Annotated in this window: 18 protein-coding genes; 9 read left to right on the top strand and 9 right to left on the bottom strand. The window is 63.9% G+C overall.

Features of this window, described 5'->3' with window-relative positions; genetic code table 11:
- The first annotated feature begins 35 nt into the window (after positions 1-35).
- From prfA to KIP88_RS15985, 3 genes are all read left to right on the top strand, one after another.
- A complete protein-coding gene (prfA, locus tag KIP88_RS15995; protein ID WP_214488892.1) occupies positions 36-1,115 on the top strand; it encodes a peptide chain release factor 1 in 1,080 nt (359 codons plus the stop codon).
- Positions 1,116-1,317: 202 nt separating this feature from the next.
- The gene (prmC, locus tag KIP88_RS15990; protein WP_214488891.1) at positions 1,318-2,199 is read left to right on the top strand and encodes a peptide chain release factor N(5)-glutamine methyltransferase; all 882 of its coding nucleotides are present in this window, start codon (positions 1,318-1,320) and stop codon (positions 2,197-2,199) included.
- Between the two features lie 488 nt (positions 2,200-2,687).
- Positions 2,688-3,434, top strand: coding sequence for a DUF4167 domain-containing protein (locus KIP88_RS15985; protein WP_214488890.1), 747 nt, complete (start codon positions 2,688-2,690; stop codon positions 3,432-3,434).
- Positions 3,435-3,583: 149 nt separating this feature from the next.
- Here KIP88_RS15985 and KIP88_RS15980 read toward each other — a convergent pair whose 3' ends face one another.
- A complete protein-coding gene (locus tag KIP88_RS15980; protein ID WP_214488889.1) occupies positions 3,584-4,330 on the bottom strand; it encodes a methyltransferase domain-containing protein in 747 nt (248 codons plus the stop codon).
- Positions 4,331-4,450: 120 nt separating this feature from the next.
- Between KIP88_RS15980 and gloB the strand changes: the two genes are divergently transcribed.
- Together gloB and KIP88_RS15970 are read left to right on the top strand one after the other, a co-directional pair.
- Positions 4,451-5,218, top strand: a complete 768-nt coding sequence (gloB, locus tag KIP88_RS15975; RefSeq protein WP_214488888.1) for a hydroxyacylglutathione hydrolase — start codon at positions 4,451-4,453, stop codon at positions 5,216-5,218.
- Positions 5,218-5,649 carry a cupin domain-containing protein gene (locus KIP88_RS15970; protein WP_214488887.1) on the top strand — a complete coding sequence of 144 codons (432 nt, stop codon included), beginning with the start codon at positions 5,218-5,220 and terminating at the stop codon, positions 5,647-5,649. The genes gloB and KIP88_RS15970 overlap by 1 nt, the downstream gene beginning before the upstream one ends.
- Positions 5,650-5,734: 85 nt before the next feature.
- Here the strand turns inward: KIP88_RS15970 and KIP88_RS15965 are convergent, their stop codons facing one another.
- The 3 genes from KIP88_RS15965 to KIP88_RS15955 form a co-directional block, all read right to left on the bottom strand.
- Positions 5,735-6,601, bottom strand: a complete 867-nt coding sequence (locus tag KIP88_RS15965; RefSeq protein WP_214488886.1) for a DMT family transporter — start codon at positions 6,599-6,601, stop codon at positions 5,735-5,737.
- 191 nt (positions 6,602-6,792) lie between these two features.
- A complete protein-coding gene (gene phbB, locus KIP88_RS15960) occupies positions 6,793-7,518 on the bottom strand; it encodes an acetoacetyl-CoA reductase (protein WP_214488885.1) in 726 nt (241 codons plus the stop codon).
- Between the two features lie 206 nt (positions 7,519-7,724).
- A complete protein-coding gene (locus KIP88_RS15955; protein ID WP_214488884.1) occupies positions 7,725-8,903 on the bottom strand; it encodes an acetyl-CoA C-acetyltransferase in 1,179 nt (392 codons plus the stop codon).
- A gap of 316 nt (positions 8,904-9,219) precedes the next feature.
- On the opposite strand from KIP88_RS15955, the gene phaR reads away from it, so the two are divergent.
- Positions 9,220-9,819: a polyhydroxyalkanoate synthesis repressor PhaR gene (gene phaR / locus KIP88_RS15950; protein WP_214488883.1), complete on the top strand. Its 600-nt coding sequence runs from the start codon at positions 9,220-9,222 to the stop codon at positions 9,817-9,819.
- 158 nt (positions 9,820-9,977) lie between these two features.
- Here phaR and KIP88_RS15945 read toward each other — a convergent pair whose 3' ends face one another.
- The gene (locus KIP88_RS15945; RefSeq protein ID WP_214488882.1) at positions 9,978-11,669 is read right to left on the bottom strand and encodes a bifunctional diguanylate cyclase/phosphodiesterase; all 1,692 of its coding nucleotides are present in this window, start codon (positions 11,667-11,669) and stop codon (positions 9,978-9,980) included.
- Positions 11,670-11,899: 230 nt separating this feature from the next.
- Between KIP88_RS15945 and KIP88_RS15940 the strand changes: the two genes are divergently transcribed.
- The gene (locus KIP88_RS15940) at positions 11,900-12,184 is read left to right on the top strand and encodes a hypothetical protein (RefSeq protein ID WP_249790824.1); all 285 of its coding nucleotides are present in this window, start codon (positions 11,900-11,902) and stop codon (positions 12,182-12,184) included.
- Between the two features lie 68 nt (positions 12,185-12,252).
- Here the strand turns inward: KIP88_RS15940 and KIP88_RS15935 are convergent, their stop codons facing one another.
- The 3 genes from KIP88_RS15935 to mtgA form a co-directional block, all read right to left on the bottom strand.
- The gene (locus KIP88_RS15935; protein WP_214488881.1) at positions 12,253-12,981 is read right to left on the bottom strand and encodes a hypothetical protein; all 729 of its coding nucleotides are present in this window, start codon (positions 12,979-12,981) and stop codon (positions 12,253-12,255) included.
- Positions 12,982-13,115: 134 nt separating this feature from the next.
- Positions 13,116-13,298 carry a 50S ribosomal protein L32 gene (gene rpmF, locus KIP88_RS15930; RefSeq protein ID WP_028347701.1) on the bottom strand — a complete coding sequence of 61 codons (183 nt, stop codon included), beginning with the start codon at positions 13,296-13,298 and terminating at the stop codon, positions 13,116-13,118.
- 153 nt (positions 13,299-13,451) lie between these two features.
- Positions 13,452-14,123, bottom strand: coding sequence for a monofunctional biosynthetic peptidoglycan transglycosylase (gene mtgA / locus KIP88_RS15925; protein ID WP_214488880.1), 672 nt, complete (start codon positions 14,121-14,123; stop codon positions 13,452-13,454).
- 177 nt (positions 14,124-14,300) lie between these two features.
- Here mtgA and KIP88_RS15920 point away from each other — a divergent pair, with 177 nt between their 5' ends.
- Both KIP88_RS15920 and KIP88_RS15915 read left to right on the top strand, forming a co-directional pair.
- Positions 14,301-15,221 (top strand): polyprenyl synthetase family protein, encoded by a 921-nt coding sequence (locus KIP88_RS15920; protein WP_214488879.1) that lies wholly within the window; start codon positions 14,301-14,303, stop codon positions 15,219-15,221.
- A 21-nt stretch (positions 15,222-15,242) separates the two neighbouring features.
- Positions 15,243-15,923: a DUF1345 domain-containing protein gene (locus tag KIP88_RS15915; RefSeq protein ID WP_214488878.1), complete on the top strand. Its 681-nt coding sequence runs from the start codon at positions 15,243-15,245 to the stop codon at positions 15,921-15,923.
- Between the two features lie 99 nt (positions 15,924-16,022).
- On the opposite strand, the gene KIP88_RS15910 is transcribed toward KIP88_RS15915, so the two are convergent.
- Positions 16,023-17,786 carry a caspase family protein gene (locus tag KIP88_RS15910; RefSeq protein WP_214489091.1) on the bottom strand — a complete coding sequence of 588 codons (1,764 nt, stop codon included), beginning with the start codon at positions 17,784-17,786 and terminating at the stop codon, positions 16,023-16,025.
- Between the last annotated feature and the right edge of the window lie 260 nt (positions 17,787-18,046).

Here is an 18,046-nt window from a genome sequence, read left to right as displayed (position 1 = left end):
CGCCGCCTTCCCTTTCGATCCCTGAGAACCACGCCATGCTACCCGAAGCCAAACTCGATATCCTGCTCGCCCACCACGCCTCGCTGGAGGCCGAGCTGCTGGGTCAGTTGAATTCCGAAAAATACGTGCAGATCACGCGCGAGCTTGCCGAGCTCAATCCGCTGATCGACGCGGTGAAAGACTATCGCGCGGCACGGGCCGAGATTGCAGGCGCCGAACAGCTGCTGGCGGATGCCGCCACCGATCCCGAAATGCGCAGCATGGCCGAAGCCGAGCTCGAAACGCTGCAGGCGCGCGTGGCCGAACTGGAGCAGAAGATTCGCGTGGCGCTGCTGCCCAAGGACGCCATGGACGACCGCAACGTGATGCTGGAAATTCGCGCCGGCACCGGCGGCGACGAGGCCTCATTGTTCGCCGGCGACCTGTTCCGGATGTATGAGCGTTTTGCTGCCTTGCAGGGCTGGAAGGTCGAGGTGATCTCGGCCTCCGAAGGCACCATGGGCGGCTTCAAGGAAATCATCGCCGAGGTGCAGGGCCGCGGCGCATTTGCAAAACTGAAATTCGAATCCGGCGTGCACCGCGTGCAGCGCGTGCCCGACACCGAGACGCAGGGACGCATTCACACGTCCGCGGCTACGGTCGCCGTTCTGCCCGAGGTCGAGGACGTCGATGTCGACATCAAGAACGACGATCTGCGGATCGAGACCATGCGCGCGCAAGGCGCCGGCGGCCAGCACGTCAACAAGACCGAATCGGCGATCCGCATCACCCATATTCCGACCGGCATCGTGGTGATGATGCAGGACAGCCGCTCGCAGCACAAGAACCGCGCCTCCGCGATGAACATTCTGCGCTCGCGCATCTACGACGCCGAACGTCAGCGCGTCGATGCGGCGCGCTCCGCGGACCGCAAGGAGAAGGTCGGCTCCGGCGATCGAAGCGAGCGCATCCGCACCTATAATTTCCCGCAAGGCCGCGTCACCGACCACCGCATCAACCTGACGCTCTACAAATTGCCGCAGGTGATTTCGGGCGAAGCGCTGGGCGAATTGACCGACGCGCTGACGACTGAGCATCAGGCGGCACAACTCGCAGCCCAAGGCGCAGCGGCGTGAGGACCGCCTCCTCGTCGTCCCCGCGAAAGCGGGGACCCATGAACGATTCTATCGTCGTCCCTGCGAACGCAGGGACCCATAACCACAGGCTTTCGTTGCGGCGGAAGATATCAACCCACACCGCCTCAATCGAGAAGCCGCGGCGTATGGGTCCCTGCGTTCGCAGGGACGACGTGTGGAGGGATTTGCGCGAGGACGCCGCATGACGGATTTCGCCGGACAAACCATCGAGACCGCCCGGCGTGTCCTGTCCGCGCAGTTCAAATCCGCCGCCATCGAATCCGCCGAGCTCGACGCCCGCCTTCTGATCGGTCACGCACTCGGCCTCGACCTGACCGGCTTGATCACGGCCGCGCAGCGCCAACTCACGCCGGATGAATCGGCACGCCTCGAAGCATTCGCCCGCCGCCGCCTCGCGGGAGAACCGGTCGCCCGCATCATCGGCGAGAAGGAATTCTGGGGACTGTCGCTGCAACTCTCCCCCGCGACGCTGGTGCCGCGACCCGATACCGAGACGGTGGTCGAGCTGGCGCTGGAACTGCTGCGCGCCGGCGGAAACCTCGATCGTCCGTTGCGCATCGCCGATCTCGGCACCGGTTCCGGCGCGATCCTGCTGGCGCTGTTGTCCGAGCTGCCGGCGGCGCAAGGATTCGGGACCGACATTTCGGAGGGCGCCTTGCAAACCGCCGGGGCCAATGCGGCTCGCGCGGGGCTGTCGGATCGCACGACGCTCATCGCGTGCGATTATGCGAGCGGACTGTCAGGTTTGTTTGATCTGATCGTTTCGAATCCGCCCTATATCCGCTCGACGGACATCGATGGTCTGGCGGCGGAGGTGCGGAATCACGATCCGCTGGCCGCGCTCGATGGCGGCGCCGACGGGCTGGACGCCTACCGCGCGCTGATTCCTCAGGCGGCTCGCCTTCTGGCACCGGACGGCCCCCTCGTTGTGGAAGCCGGACAAGGCCAAAGCGGCCCTATCCAGGCTTTGATGGCTGCCGCAGGGTTAACGCCTGTGATCGCCCCCAAAGTCGATCTGGCCGGCATTCCGAGGGCCGTCGCGGGCCACAAAATGGCCCGATAAAGTCCTTTTGGAACGCAAAAAAACCCCTTGGAATATTCCCCGGGAGCGACTACGTTCCGCTCACAACATCGGTCCAGGGTTGCTGGCCCCGTAAGATTACACGGGTGAGGCCAGAGTTCTCGAAACGAGAGCCCGCCGGGTGAAAGGTTCCAAAACGCAGGTCGAATTGAGCGCAATAGCTGGAGCTGTGCTGCTCTCGACCGCAAAGCGAACGAAAGCCTGATATTGCGCTTGAAGACTTACGCAACAGCCACTCACGCGAAGCCGTCACGCAAGACGATTAGGCTGGTTTTGGCAGGCTGAATGATTTGGTCCGGCGTGCGGTGAACGCGGCCGGTTGGGGAACGCGTCTTTGTTGAACGCGAGGGTTGGCGAAATCGACGACATGAATCTGAACGGCATCGTGATTCGGTGCGCCTGAGTGCGCCCGGATGCGATGAGGATACGACGGCAACTGCATAACTTCAGGGCTGGAATAAAGGCGAGACATGAGAAACGGTCAGAACAACAAGCGGATGCGTAACCGGAATAATAACAACAATAACAGCAACAATAATAACCGGCGCGGTCAAAACCCCATGACCCGGGTGTTCGAATCGAACGGACCCGATATCAAGATCCGCGGCACTGCCTCGCACGTCGCCGAAAAATACGTTCAGCTGGCGCGTGACGCGCGCTCTTCCGGCGACCCGGTCGCGGCCGAGAACTACTACCAGCACGCCGAACACTATTTCCGCCTGATCGCAGCCGCCCAGGAGCAGTTCCGGCAGAACCAGCCGCAGCCGCGCGTCGACAACGAAGCGCCGGCGACCGAAGACGGCGAGGACGAGGGCGAGAGCTTCTCGCATTTCGGCCAGGAACCGGGCTTCGTCCCGCAGCAGCCGCAACCCTACATCCGCGACAACAATCCGCGTGAACAGCGGGGCGACGGTCAGTCCTACCAGCGCGACCAGCAGCCGCGCGAGCATCATCGCGACCGCGAGCCTCGTCCGCAGCCGCAATATCAGCCGCAACCCCAGCCGCAGCCGGTGATTGCCGACACCGGCGGCGTCGATCGCCTGCCCTCCTTCATCACCGGCCCGCAGCCGCAGGTGAACGGCGCGCCCGGCGGCTATGAAGAGGGCCGTGGCGGCGAGCGTTTCCCGCGCCGGCGCCGCCGGCCGCATGGCCCGCGTCCCGACGGCATGGCCGCGCCTGCCGCGCCCAGCGAAGATTTCAATCCGGGGAATGAGTAGATAGTTCGCTCGCTATATCGTCGTCCCCGCGAACGCGGGGACCCATACGCCGCGGCCTTCATTTTGAAGCACGCTGGCGGTGGACTTTCTAAAACAATTACCGCCAGTGGCTATGGGTACCTGCTTTCGCAGGGACGACCCACGACGCGTTACGCGTTATCCCTTGTCGCCGTCGACGACGGCACCAGCACCGGCTCCAGCGACGGAATCAACCGGGTGCGTTCACGGCCCGCGGGGATCGCGCGATAGACCTGCTTGGTCGCCTCCACGATATGGACGCCGGCGAACGGTAGCGACAGCGCCGCGCCGACACGCTCCCACGCCATCGCCGAGCGCAAAAACCAGCTATTGCCGACCGGCGGCAGGAACAGCGCCTCGCCCCACGAAGCCGGCGTGAACCAGGTCTGCCGCAGCAATTGCGTGATCTGCGCACGCGAATAGGGCCGGCCGTGACCGAACGGCGTAGTGTCGGTACGCGTCCACACGCCGCGCCGGTTCGGGATCACCGCGATCAGCCGCCCGGACGGCGCCAGCACCCGCCACACCTCGCGCAGCAAGCGCTCCGGATCATCAGACATTTCCAGCGCATGGACCAGCAGGATGCGGTCCACCGCGGCGTCCGGCAGTGGCATCGAGAATTCGTCGATCAGGGTCGCCAGCGCGGGGCGCGCGGTCGGCCATTTCAACACGCCCTGCGCCGCCGGCATGAAGGCGATGCAGCGTTCGGAATCCTCGCGAAACAGGCCCAGATAGGGCGTCGGGTAGCCGAGCCCGAGCACGCGCTGCCCCGCCGCATCGGGCCAGCGCGCCCGGATGCCGCGGTTGATCAGCTGCCGCGCCACGATGCCGAGGCGCTGCGAATAGAAGTCGCGGAGATCGATGACGTCGATGGTCATGAGCGCAATCTACCACACCGTGTTTCATTGCGGCGCGCCGAAAATGGCATTGCCGCGTGAGCGTTAACGCCATATTTCTTGATACCCAATGGGGCTGAAAGCCTTACTCATGGAGTTATCATGGCCGCGGAAATTCGCACCTTCACCTGCCTCAGCGACAATTTCGGCTATTTGATCCACGATCCCGCGACCAAGGCCACCGCATCGATCGACGCGCCGGAAGCCGCGCCGATCATCAAGGCGCTGGAGCGCGAGGGCTGGACGCTGACGGATATTCTCGTCACCCACCACCATCACGACCATGTCGGCGGCGTCGCCGAACTGAAGCAGAAATATAATTGCCGGGTCGTTGCCCCCAACGACAAGTCCACCAAGATCGCCAATGTCGACCTGCGCGCGGCCCATGGCGATGTGATCAAGGTGGGAAGCCTGCTGGTGCGGGTGCTGGAAACCCCGGGCCATACGCTCGACCATATTTCCTATGTGTTCGACGGTGACAAAGCCGTATTCGCTGCCGATACGCTATTCTCGATCGGCTGCGGCCGTGTATTCGAGGGCACCTATCCCATGATGTGGGACTCGCTACTAAAACTGCGCGCGCTGCCCGACGATTTCAAACTCTATTGCGGCCATGAATATACCGCCTCCAACGTCAAGTTCGCGCTGTCAGTCGACGGCGATAACCCCGCGCTGAAGGCACGCGCCGAGGAAGTGACGCGGCTGCGCGCCGAGAACAAGCCGACGATCCCGGTGCTGCTGGGCGAGGAGAAGAAGACCAACGTATTCCTGCGCGCCGATGAGCCGTCGGTGGCGGCGAAGCTGCACATGAAGGGCGCCAGCGCCGTCGAAGTGTTCGGCGAACTCCGCGAACGCAAGAACAAGTCCTGATGGCGCTTTCGAAAGAAGCCGCCGAGATCGTCGCGCGGCTCGACCTGACGCCGCATCCCGAAGGCGGGCATTATCGCGAGACGTTTCGCGATATCAGCGTGGACGCCGATGGACGCTCGCGATCGACCGCGATCTATTTTCTGCTGGCGCGCGGCGAACGCTCGCACTGGCATCGCATCGACGCCGTGGAGACCTGGCATTATTACGCGGGCGCGGCGCTGACGCTGCAAATCGCTGATGATAACGGACAGCGCAGCGTGAAGCTCGGCGCAGATCTCACGGCCGGCGAAGCGCCGCAGGCGATCGTGCCGCCGCATGCCTGGCAGGCCGCCGAGAGCACCGGCGACTGGACGCTGGTCGGTTGCACGGTTGCGCCGGGATTCGAGTTTGCGAAGTTTGAACTGGCGCCGAAGAATTGGGAGCCGGCGTGATTTCGTAGGGTGGGCAAAGCGAAGCAGGCCCACCATCCAAAGATGCATGTGTGGATAGATGGTGGGCACGCTGCGCTTTGCCCACCTACTTTTTCCAAACCATATCCTTCGCCGCAATCAAGCCGCCGCCCGCGATCAGGATCGCAGCGATGGCAATCGTCGCGGTCGGCTGCGCGAAGCCCGCAAAAATCAGAAACGCCGTCGACAGCAACGGCGTCGCGTAGGACGCGGCGCCGAGCACGCGGATATCGCCGCGTTTCATGCCGATGTCCCAGACGAAGAACGCAGCCCCCACCGGCCCGACGCCGAGCGCAATGATCGCCAGCCACTGCCCGATCGTCTCCGGCCACACCGTGGTCTCGACCATGCCATGCACAAGCGCGGCCAGCAGCGCGGTGGCGAGACAGAAGCCGGCGACCGCATCGGTCGGCACCGCCTTGAGCTTGCGCGACATCACCGAGTAAGCCGCCCACACAAAGGCGGCGACGAAGGCTGCGGCCAGTCCCGGTATCTGGCCGGGCGTAAAGCTCGCGCCATTGCCGGCGAACAGCAACACGGTGCCGGCAAGCCCAAGCAGCGCGCCGATGATGTGATGCGGCGCCAATCGCTCGCCCGGCAATAGCGAAGAGAACAGCACGATCAACAGCGGCCAGAGATAATTCAACAACCCCGCTTCCGCGGGCGGCGCGAAGCGCAGCGCGAGGAAATACAGCGCGTGATAGCCGAACAGGCCGCCGACACCGACGACCCAGGCGACCGGCGGCTGCTTCAACGCACCAAAGGCAGAGGGCCGAAACAGGAAACTTGCGAAGGCGACCAAGGCGCCGATCGCAAATGTCATGGCGGCAAGCTGGAACGCGGGAATTTTCCCCGTGGCGACCGTCAGGACCGACAGCAGCGACCACATCAGGATCGCGGTCAGTCCGATCAATGTGGCGGTACGGGGAGTCATTAGCAGAGTTCTCTCGTCATGGCCGGGCATAGCCGTCTGAAGGACGGCGTCGCTTACGCTCGCCTATGCCCGGCCATCCACGTCTTTCTTGCCGCTGGTTGTAAAGACGTGGATGCCCGGGACAAGCCCGGGCATGACGACTTTTTATGAGCCGTTGCGACATGCAACAGCCATGCGATGACGAGACGCCGTCAAACCATGTACTGCCCACCGTTGACGGTCATGGTCGAACCGGTGATGCCACCGGCCTCGTCTGCGGCGAGGAACACCACCGCGCGGGCGATTTCCTCGGGCTCGCCGAGACGGTTGACCGGGATCAGCGGCAGGATGCTCTTCTCCAGAACGTCCTTCGGCACCGCCTGCACCATTTCGGTGTTGATGTAGCCGGGGCAGATCGCATTCACGGTGATGCCGCCCTTGGCGTTCTCCAGCGCCAGCGCCTTGGTGAAGCCGATGTCGCCGGCTTTCGCCGCCGAATAATTGACCTGGCCGAACTGTCCCTTCTGGCCGTTGATTGAGGAGATATTGATGATGCGGCCGAACTTGCGGGCGCGCATGCCCTCGATCACCGGGCGCGTCATGTTGAACAGCGAGCCGAGATTGGTGTTGATGACCGCGTTCCACTGATCGAGCGTCATCTTGTGGAAGGCGCCATCCTTGGTGATGCCGGCATTGTTGATGAGCACGTCGATCGGACCGAGGTCGCCCTCGACCTTCTTGATGCCCTCGGCACAGGCGTCGAACGAGCTGACATCCCATTTGTAAACGGGGATGCCGGTCTCCGATTTGAATTTTTCGGCGGCGGCGTCGTTGCCGGCGTAGCTCGCCGCAACCTTGTAACCCGCAGCCTTCAGCGCCTTGCTGATCGCCGCGCCAATGCCCCTCGTACCCCCCGTAACCAATGCAACACGTGCCATGTCGTAGTCCTCCTTGGTGGTCTTCTTTATAAGCCGGAATTGTCCCGGTCTTTTGACGAAGCTCAGCCTTAGGTTTGAAGCGTTGTTGAAAACGCCTGCGTAAGATGAAAATGCCCGGCGCGAGGCCGGGCATTTCATTTTTACCAATTCGAGCCGAGGTTGCGAGATGATCTTTTCATCATTCAACCAGTCACTCTGCCTTTAGTTCAGTCGCGTGCAATGCACATCGCGATGCCCATGCCGCCGCCGATGCACAGCGTGGCGAGGCCCTTCTTGGCATCGCGCTTCTGCATCTCATGCAGCAGCGTCACCAGCACGCGCGCGCCGGACGCGCCGACCGGGTGGCCGATCGCGATCGCACCGCCGTTGACGTTGACCTTGCCGGTATCCCAGCCGAGGTCCTTGTTGACCGCGCAGGCCTGCGCCGCGAACGCCTCGTTGGCCTCGATCAGGTCGAGGTCGCCGATGTTCCAGCCGGCCTTCTTCAGCGCGGCGCGGGAGGCCGGGATCGGGCCGGTGCCCATGATCTTGGGATCGACGCCGGCCTGGCCCCACGACACGATGCGGCCGAGCACCTTCTTGCCTTCCTTGGCGGCCTGCTTGGCGGTCATCAGCACCACAGCGGCGGCGCCGTCATTGATGCCGGACGCACTGCCGGCGGTGACGGTGCCGTCCTTCTCGAAGGCGGGCTTCAGCTTCGCCATCGCGTCGATGGTGGCGCCATGGCGCGGATATTCGTCGTCGCTGACGATGATGTCGCCCTTGCGGGTCTTGATGGTGACGGGGACGATCTCGTCCTTGAACTTGCCGGCCTTCTGTGCGGCCTCGGCCTTGTTCTGCGAGAAAACCGCGAACTCGTCCTGCTGCGCGCGGGTGATCTGGTACTGGCGCGCGACGTTCTCGGCGGTGTTACCCATGTGGTAGCCGTTGAAGGCATCCCACAGGCCGTCCTTGATCATGGTGTCGACCAGTTCGAGGCCACCCATCTTGACGCCGCCGCGCAGATACTGCGCGTGCGGGGCCATGCTCATGGATTCCTGGCCGCCGGCGACCACGATTTCGGAATCGCCGTTGAGCAGCGCCTGATAGCCGAGCGCGACCGTGCGCAGGCCGCTGCCGCAGAGCTGGTTGACGCCCCAAGCCGGGCTTTCCACCGGGATACCGGCGGCGATCGAGGCCTGGCGGGCCGGGTTCTGGCCTTGGGCGGCGGTCAGGATCTGGCCCATGATGACTTCGGAGACGCGGCCCGGCTCGATGCCGGCCCGCTCCAGTGCAGCCTTGATGGCGACGGCGCCGAGGTCATGCGCCGGGGTGGTGGCGAACGCGCCGTTGAAGCTGCCGACCGGGGTGCGGGCGGCGCTGACGATGACGACATCGTCTGACATGGACATCTCCTTATTTGGTTTCTTGGGCTTGAGGTTGCTTCGACGGCGGGCGGCCGGTTGGCGTGCCTGTCTCTCACCTCATCCTGTTAACCCCGTTGATCCATGTCAATCGGCCAGGGGCCAAAATCCTGCCGCGGCGCATTCAAATTGATCCCCGTGAGGGTTTCCATAGCAGCGTCCATGCCTTGGAATTAACCGTGCCGCACAAAACGGTAGCCGAACCGCATTGAAAATGCTTACTTTGCTGCGTTGCGTTGCTCGTCTGCCCGTCGGCGATGCCGTCGGGTTCCCCGCTCTCGGTGTATTGTGTGAGCTTATGGCAAAGTCAGACCAACCTACGACCATCAAGAAATACGCCAACCGGCGGCTCTATAATACCGGCACCAGCACCTACGTGACGCTCGAGGATCTCGCGGCGATGGTGAAGGATGGCGAGGACTTTCTCGTCTACGACGCCAAGACCGGCGACGACATCACCCGCTCGGTGCTGGCGCAGATCATCTTCGAACAGGAAAACAAGGCCGGACAAAATTTATTGCCGACTACCTTCCTGCGGCAGTTGATCCGCTTCTACGGCGACAGCATGCAGATGGTGGTGCCGAAATATCTGGAGCAGTCGATCGACACGCTGACGCGCGAGCAGGAAAAATTCCGCAAGCAGCTCACCAACACCTTCAGTGGAACGCCGTTTGCGCCGCTCGAGGAACATGTCCGCCGCAACATGGAATTGTTTCAGCAGACGTTCTCGATGTTCAAGCCGTTCGTGCCGCCGCGCCCCGGCTCGACGTCGTCCGAGTTGGAGAAGGTGCCGGAGCCGGCGGCCGAAGAAGACAACATCGACGATCTTCGCCGCCAGATGAAGGACATGCAGGAACGGCTCGAGCGCATGTCGAAAGAGCCGAAGAAGGAAGAGTGAGACTCTTTCGTCGGATCTCTCTCCATTGTCGTCCCTGCGAAAGCAGGGACCCATAACCACCAGCGTTGATTGTTTAGCGAAGTCGTCTACCCGATTGCCCCATTGAAGGGCCGCGGCGTATGGGTCCCCGCGTTCGCGGGGACGACGGCGGGGGGGAGCTAACCCGCCGCCGGCAGCACCGCATCACCCGCCACAGCCCACGGCCGTTCCGGCGAGGCCAGCCCGATCAGGCGGCCCTGGATGTAATCGCAGCCCCATTCGCGCAGCATCACGGCGGCTTCCTCATCCTGCACCCATTCCGCGACCGTCTTGATCTGCAGCCGCCGCGCCAGATCGATCAGCGTATGCACGAAGGCGCGATCGTCCGCGGAGCGCGCGATGTTCTGCACGAAGGCGCCGTCGATCTTCACGATATCGACGCCGAGCTTGCGCAAATTTCGGAATGAAGTGTAGCCGGCGCCGAAATCGTCGATCGCGATCTGGCTGCCGAAATTCTTCAAGCGAGTGACGAAACCGCGGACGTCGTCGATATCCTGGATCGCAACCGTTTCGGTGATTTCGACGATCAGCCGCTCGCCGGCGCCGGGATGGGCCTGCATCAGCGATTCGATCGAAGTCCACCAGTCGGGGTCCATCGTGGTGTCGGGCGAGATGTTGAGGCTGAGCCGCACATTCGGCGACGCCGCAAGTTCGGCGACCGCGAGCTCGAGCACGCGGTGATCGACCAGCCGGATCAGGCCCAACCGCTCCGCGACCGGAACGATGTCGGGCGCCAGCAGCGCCTGGCCGTCCGCCTGCTCCATCCGCACCAGGCACTCGTAGAACGCCGGCTGCCGCGAGCGCGCTTCCACCACCGGCTCGAACGCGGTGACGATGCGGCGCTCGTTGAGCGCGGTGACGATCTCGTCGGTGACGCGGATGTTGACCCGGCGCTGGGCATCACGCTCGACATTGGGACGCCACAGCGAGAACGATCCGGCGCGGCGCCGCTTCGCGCCGTCGAGTGTTTCCTGGGCGCGGTTGACAGCCTCATCGGCGTTGCGGGCATGGCGCGGTATGGTGACGGCGCCGATCGAGGCCGTTACCGAGACGGGACCGGATTTGGTCGGGATCACCTCGTCGCGGATTCCTGCCAGGAAGCGCTCGCCAGCAGTATTGGTGTCGTCGACCGTACAGTTCCTCAAGATCAGTCCGAACTTGTTGCCGGAGAACCGGCCGAGCACGTCGCCACCGCGCAGCTTGGCGCGGATGCGTTTTCCGACTTCGGCGATCACGGCGTCCGCCACGTCGAAGCCGAAGGCGTCGTTGACGCGCGCCAGATGATCGATGCCGATCAGCATGAAGGCGGAACCGGACCGGAAACGCATGGTTTCTTCGATCGTTTCCGCCAGCGCGGCGACCAGATGCGTGCGATTGAGTTCACCGGTCAGCGGATCGTGCCTCGACAGCCGCATGAGCTGCTCGTCGCGGGCGTGGCGCTCGTTGTTGACACGAACGATGCCTTCCGCGCGCACCGGCTTGCCGTCGGGCCCTGCAAACCAGCACCCGGTCTCCTCGATCCAGATCACCGGCGCCGAGGCCGCGGCCCGCAACCCATATTCGATCCGGTAGGCGACGCCTTCACCGCCCCGTGCCGGCGCCGATTGAGCGAGCGCCTCGGTCCGGATCGAACGGGAGGGCTCGATCAGCCTGGCGAAGGCGGAGCCGCTGGCCAGCGCCTCCGCCGGAATATCGGTGAAGACCGCGCCGGCATTGTCGCTCCAGGCGATGGTGTCCGCCGTCAGGTCCCAGAGGAAGGCCGCCTGACCGAGCGAGGCAAGGATGCTGGAGGCTTGCGGGACAGGAAGCATCAGGGCGCCTCGATTCGGGACACCGTCGGGTGATTCCCATCGCCTGAGGATAGTGGCTCTTTCGAACTTGAGACTAGGCCAAGTTCATAAATAATCTGGAAACCATGTTTCGTGGACTTCCCGGGCTCGGTAGGAACGAACCGAGAGGAAGCGGCATAGGTCTTGCGAGGTCAGATCGCAGTGGGGCGTAACGTCCCAAAACGTGACAGTTTAGCCGGTTACGGTGTGCGATGCTGGATATCGATCGATCAGACGAAATTTTGGACGGCGAGTTCGTCAACCTCGACGAGCCGGCCTGCGTCGAGCTGGTGCCGGTGACCCAGCCCGTGCACCGGACGCCGCGACCGGCGCCGCGGCCCGATCCGACCTTCGTCGCCCAGTTGATCGCAACCGCCGAGCAGGCGCCGCAGACCCGTGGCCTGCGGCGGGCTTCGCTGGCGGATGCGCAGACGGCCTATGGCGCCAGCCAAATCCGGCGGTCCGGCACCAGCTTCCGGACACGGCAAACCATCTAGCTTTTTTGTTTCTACGCGTTTCTTGACACGAACCGGGATTCCCCTGCTTCGCTCGAAAACGCTATGAGTCAGCGCTGAGGCGTGTCCGGCTTATCCGGCGGGTGCGGAAAGCCTGGGCCCGGCTGCAGTCCCGGTGACGGGATTTCCGGTGACTGGACCTCCGGCGACGGGATTTCCGGTGAAGGCGTCTTCGGCGCGGCCGCCTCGGGCGCAACGGCAGGCTGCACCGGTTTCGGTTCGGGGTGTTTCGGTTCGGGGTGATCCTGCAGCACGGCTTCCGCGACAGATGCTGCCGCCGGTACCGATGGGGCAACAGGAGCAGGTGGCGCTGCCTTCGCGGGCTCAGGTTCGGGCGCGGCCGCGGCCGCGGGTGCCTCGACTTTTGCGGCGGCTTTTGGCGGAGGCGCAGGCGCTGCCGCGACCGCAACGGCACGGCGCCGCGTTCGCAGTGCAAGGCCGGAGAGGAAATCCACCAGCGACAATGCCGTCAGCAGGAAATAGGTCGAGGTGCCGAACTTCGGCCACAGCACGAATTCGGCCGCCGCCGCGCCGAACACGATCAGCGACAGCAGATGGTCGGTGAGATATTTCGCGCCGGGGCGCGCGCCCTTGATGACTTCGGCGAGCAGCAGCAGGATGGCGAGCGTAAGCAGCACGTCGCTCAGCGTCACCGCCCATTCCGCACCCGACATCAATGTCACCTTCACCAGCGGATCGGTGAACGAGACGTCGGGCATCAGAAAGACGATGATATTGTAGATCGCGAGCGGAATCAGAAGCAGCGGAAAACCGACCATGGGTATCGCGCCTTCCTAGAAAACCGGAATGTCCCCCGGCGAAGCATCGCTTCGCCCTGGTGGAACCGTTGGCCCACTCGTTGGCCAAATTCGGGCAGACGCCGCTAAAAGCGACGCCTTATCCCCGAACCCGATCAGGATTCCTTCTTTTTCAGCACCTGCCGGCCCTTATACATGCCGGTCTTGAGGTCGAGGTGGTGCGGACGGCGCAGTTCGCCGGAATCCTTGTCCTCGGCATAGGTCGGCTTCTTCAGCGCGTCCGCCGAGCGGCGCATGCCACGCCGCGAGGGCGATGTTTTTCTTCTGGGAACGGCCATAACGGTCCTCTAGGGGTGTTGTCGGAGGCATCGTCCAAAACCGGACGGCCCAGCGCTGCGCGCACGGGCTGCGATGCCGATAAGGCCGCGCTTATAGAGGATGGGATGGCGTAAAGCTAGGCCAGCTTGCGGTTAAAGGGGCCGAAAATTGGCTCAAAAAGCACGATTCTCGCTCCAGCATCGCGGCACGGCATTGGCCCGGGCCATATAGGTCCCTGCCAGCCGGCGTACCCCGGAGCCGGGATTGCGGGCGCTTCGCCTGACAGGATTGGGCAGGATCGCCGCCAGCAACGCAGCTTCGCGCGCCGAAAGCGAAGCGGCCGAGCGGCCGAAGGCGTAAAGGGAACCGGCTTCGGCCCCGAACTGCCCGGATGGACCGAGTTCAGCGATATTGAGATAGATTTCCAGGATCCGCTGTTTGGGCAGCACCAGATCGATCCACATCGCCAGCGGCAGTTCCAGCGCCTTGCGGACCACGCTACGGCCCGGCCAGAGGAACAGGTTCTTGGCCACCTGCTGGGTGATGGTCGAGCCGCCGCGGGCGGGCTCACCGTCCTCGGCATCGTCGATTGCATCCTGCAGCGCGCCCCAATCGACTCCGCGATGGCTGCAGAATTTGGCGTCTTCCGAGCCCACCACCGAGCGCGGCAGATAGGGCGAAATCGCATTGAAATCGACCCATTGGCGCGATACCGGCGCGCCCTTGAGCCAGCGCCACGCCATCAGCGTCGAGACCGGGTGGCCGGTGCGATAGAACGGCGTCACCAGATAGGGCAGCAACAGCACCGCGAGCAGGATCAGCAATAAAATTCGGACAATGCGCAAAATTGGATGCTTCCGGTTCAGCCCAGGCCGGCCCGGGGCCGGTGATCAGGCCCCACCCTCGTGACATCTCCATGATATTTCGTGCGTTTTCCAGCGCTTTTGTGACCTCCGTCATGGAATTGACGAAGCCGTTGCCATCAACGATTGTCCGGCCAAATTGATCTGGAGCTATTCTTAATGACCACCGCCACTGCCGATTTTTCCAAACGCCTGGACCAGACCGCGGACGATACCGAAGCTCTGCTGGCAAAGCTGCTCTCCGACACGCTCTTGCCGGACGAGATTGCCCGGCCGAAGCGGCTGATGGACGCGATGCGCTATTCCAGCCTCAACGGCGGAAAGCGACTGCGCCCTTTTCTGGCGGTCGAAAGTTCGGCCGTGTTCGGGGTTCCGCGAGACGCTGCCTTGCTTGTCGGCGCCGCACTGGAATGCATCCATTGCTATTCCCTGATCCATGACGATCTGCCGGCGATGGACAACAGCGACCTGCGCCGCGGACGGCCCACCCTGCACAAGAATACCGACGACGCCACCGCGATCCTCGCCGGCGACGGCCTGTTGACGCTGGCGTTCGACATCGTCACCCGCGACGAGATCCACAAGGACGCCAATGTGCGCCTGTTGCTGACGCGGGCGCTGGCGCGCGCCTCCGGCATTGGCGGCATGGTCGGCGGCCAGATCCTCGACCTCGCGGGCGAGGGGCGGTTCGGCGACCGCGAGCCGGTCGACGTGGCACGGGTGCAGCAGATGAAGACCGGCGCGCTATTGCGCTATGGCTGCATCGCGGGTGCGATCCTCGGCCAGTCCTCACAGAAGGAATACCAGGCGCTCGACGATTACGGCCGCGCGCTCGGCGAGGCGTTCCAGATCGCCGACGATCTGCTCGACGTCGAAGGCGACGCCGAGGCGCTCGGCAAGCAGACCGGCCAGGATGCGGCGCTCGGCAAGACTACCTTCGTCACCCAGCTCGGCATCGACGGCGCCAAGCAGCGCGTGCGCGATCTCCTGGCGCGGGCCGATTCCGCGCTGTCGATCTTCGGGGCGAAGGGCGAGATATTGCGGGCAGCCGCGCACTTCGTCGCGGAGCGCAAGAACTAGCGCGCTAGTCAAAGGCAGCGGATGAGCGAGGAATTCGAAGAGCACCTTGTTCGGTTCCGGAACCTGCCCCTGCCGGTCCGCGTGGTCTACGGGAGGCCCCGCACCTTCATCGCGCTCGCGGTCGGCGTCATCGCATTCCTGCTACTGCCCGGCACGCTGCGGCTGCCGACACGGCTTGTCGTCGGCTGGGACGTATTCTCCGCACTGTACCTCGTGCTCGCCTACATCATGATGCTGCGCTGTGACGTCGGCCATATAAGGCGCAGCGCGGTGCTGCAGGACGACGGGCGTTTCCTGCTGCTGTTGTTGACCGCGCTCGGCGCCTTCGCGAGTCTCGCCGCCATCGTGCTCGAGCTCGGCGCCTCGAAGGGCAGTACGCCCGGGCTGATCCTGGCCACAGTGACGATCGTGCTGTCATGGGCGACCGTTCACACCGCCTTCTCGCTGCACTACGCGCACGAGTTCTATCGCGGCAAAAAGCCCGGCGGCCTGCAGTTTCCGAGCGGCGACGCGCACGAGGACGCGGACTATTGGGACTTCGTCTATTTCTCGTTCGTGATCGGCATGACCGCGCAGGTTTCCGACGTCGGGATCACCGACAGGGTCATCCGCCGCACCGCGACCGTGCACGGCATCGTCTCATTCGTGTTCAACACCGCGCTGCTGGCATTGATGGTGAATATCGCGGCGAGCGCAATCTGACTCCCCGTCGTCTCGGCATTTGACTCGGGACCCGGCTCCTCTGCCCTCAAGACAGAGATGAGCCGGGGGCCCGACGTGTTCGATAACACGCCCCCGTGGCTACGGGCACACGCCCGACATGATGGCCCCGAACGAGTGGCAACCCGTCGCACGTTCCTGGCCGGTAAGCGGCTGGCCTGAGGACGAAATGCCCGCACCCCTCGGTGCTTGAGAACGCCTGACAATAACCTGCCTTGGTTCCTGAGCTGGTCTTGCTTCGTAAACGCGCCGTGATTCCGGCCTTTCGCGCGTTGCCACCGGCTTTTTGGAGCGACGCTTCTCGCATTCATTGTCGTCGTTGAGGAACGAGCCCTCGGCGCAGACGATCTTGGTGCAGCGCTCGCCCTCGGCCTGGAAGCCGTGTTCGCAGACCAGCGGGCACACCCGCGACGACTTCAGCTTGATCGTATCGAGCGTATCGACGCTGGCGACCTTGGTGTCGAGCCTGGTGCCGGCGTAACGGTTGAACTGCGTCAGCGACCGCTGCGAGGCGTTGTTCCAGTTGCCATCGGCATTGCCGGTCAGGCAGCCGACGCGGCGCAGTTCGGCCTGCACCGACTTGGTGACATCGGCTTGCGGCGGCCCCGCGGCGAGGGCGGCAACGTTCACCGCCTTGTCAGCGGGGGCCGGAGCGGACGCCTTGTCGGCGGCGGCGCTTTCGGCAGCGACGCGCTTCTGTTCGGCCGCGGCCGCCTGGTCCTGCGCCACCTGCTTGGCCTTTTCAGCCGCGATGCGCGCCTGTTCGGCGGCTTTGGCTTCCGCTTCGGCCTTTGCCTGTTGCGACTTCTGGGCGCCTTCGGCGGCGAGCCGTGCCCGCTCCTGCTCGGCCAACCGCGCTTTCTCGGTCGCGGCGACGCGCGTTTCCTCGGCGGCGATCTTGTCGAGCTGAAGCTTGGCAAGGCTGGCGTAGAAGCCATCGGGATATTGCGCGAGGAAGGCGTTGAGCGCGCTCTTGTTGCCGATCTGCAGCGCGAGTTCGTAATCGCGGCGGGCTTCGGCCTGCGCGCTGAGGGCGGGTGCCACAGGGGCCGCCGCAGGTGCCGGGCGGGCCGGCACCAACGGCACGTCTTCACCGCCGAGCGAACCATACACAAAGGGTTCCTGCTTATTGCCCGTGGTCTTGAGCACCTCGTCGCGCACGAATCCGAACGCACGGCGGACGTCGAGCCCGGGCTTCGTCAAATGATGCGACAGTGCCGCCGTGAACGGGCTGTTCTGGCCGTCACCGTCGGCTGCGGTGGAACCGGCCTTGGCCGAATAGGCGATCAGGACGTTCGGGCTGGTCGGCTCGACCTTGGCCAGGCCCTGCCCGATCGCGCGCGAGGCGACGGTGCGCTTCATGGTCCGGGAAAACGGATTGTCGCGGCAGGCGTCGAGGATCACGAGCCGCAGCTTCTTGGCCGGCTCGATCGCGACCAGGACGCGATCGAGCGACAGAGCTTCGTCATAGACGTCGGTGTCGCGTTCCAGCCGTGCATCCACCGGAATCAGGTAATTTCCGCCGTCCACCTCGATGCCGTGGCCGGCGTAATAGACGACGGCGATATCGGCATCACGGGAGCGGTCGGCAAAATCGCGCAGCGCGCGCCGGGTGTCGGCGGCGGAGAGATCCCGCCGGGAATCGACGACATCGAAGCCCGCCTCTTTCAGTGTCGACGCGATCTTGGCGCTGTCGTTAACGGGATTGGCCAGCGGTGCGACATTCCTGTAGGCGGAATTGCCCAGCACCAGCGCCACGCGCTTCTCGGCAAGGGCCGGCTCGCTCACAAACAGGAAGGCCGCCGCTGCAGCGGCCCATCGAAGCAATTTTAGCGATCCTGACATCATCATGACTCCTCCGGAGTCTCGTACTTTTTTACCACACCGGCCTGCCTACCAGAAGCCACAGCCCGGCTTTGTGAGTTAAGTCACGATCCACGCGGACGTGAATTGTGCCCTCGCTATAGCCTTAGTCATGCGAACAAGCCGCCAGGTTCGGCCACCAGCGATCCCATTTCGCCCCGGTTCCCCGGAAGGCCGCGCCTTATGGCAACCCCGCGAGACACGCATTCTTCCGCAGCGATGCGAGCGTTCGCCTTTTCTCA

This window comes from Bradyrhizobium sp. SRL28 (assembly GCF_018596315.1).
In the GTDB taxonomy this organism is placed as follows: domain Bacteria; phylum Pseudomonadota; class Alphaproteobacteria; order Rhizobiales; family Xanthobacteraceae; genus Bradyrhizobium.
This window is presented reverse-complemented; position numbering and strand designations above follow the sequence as displayed.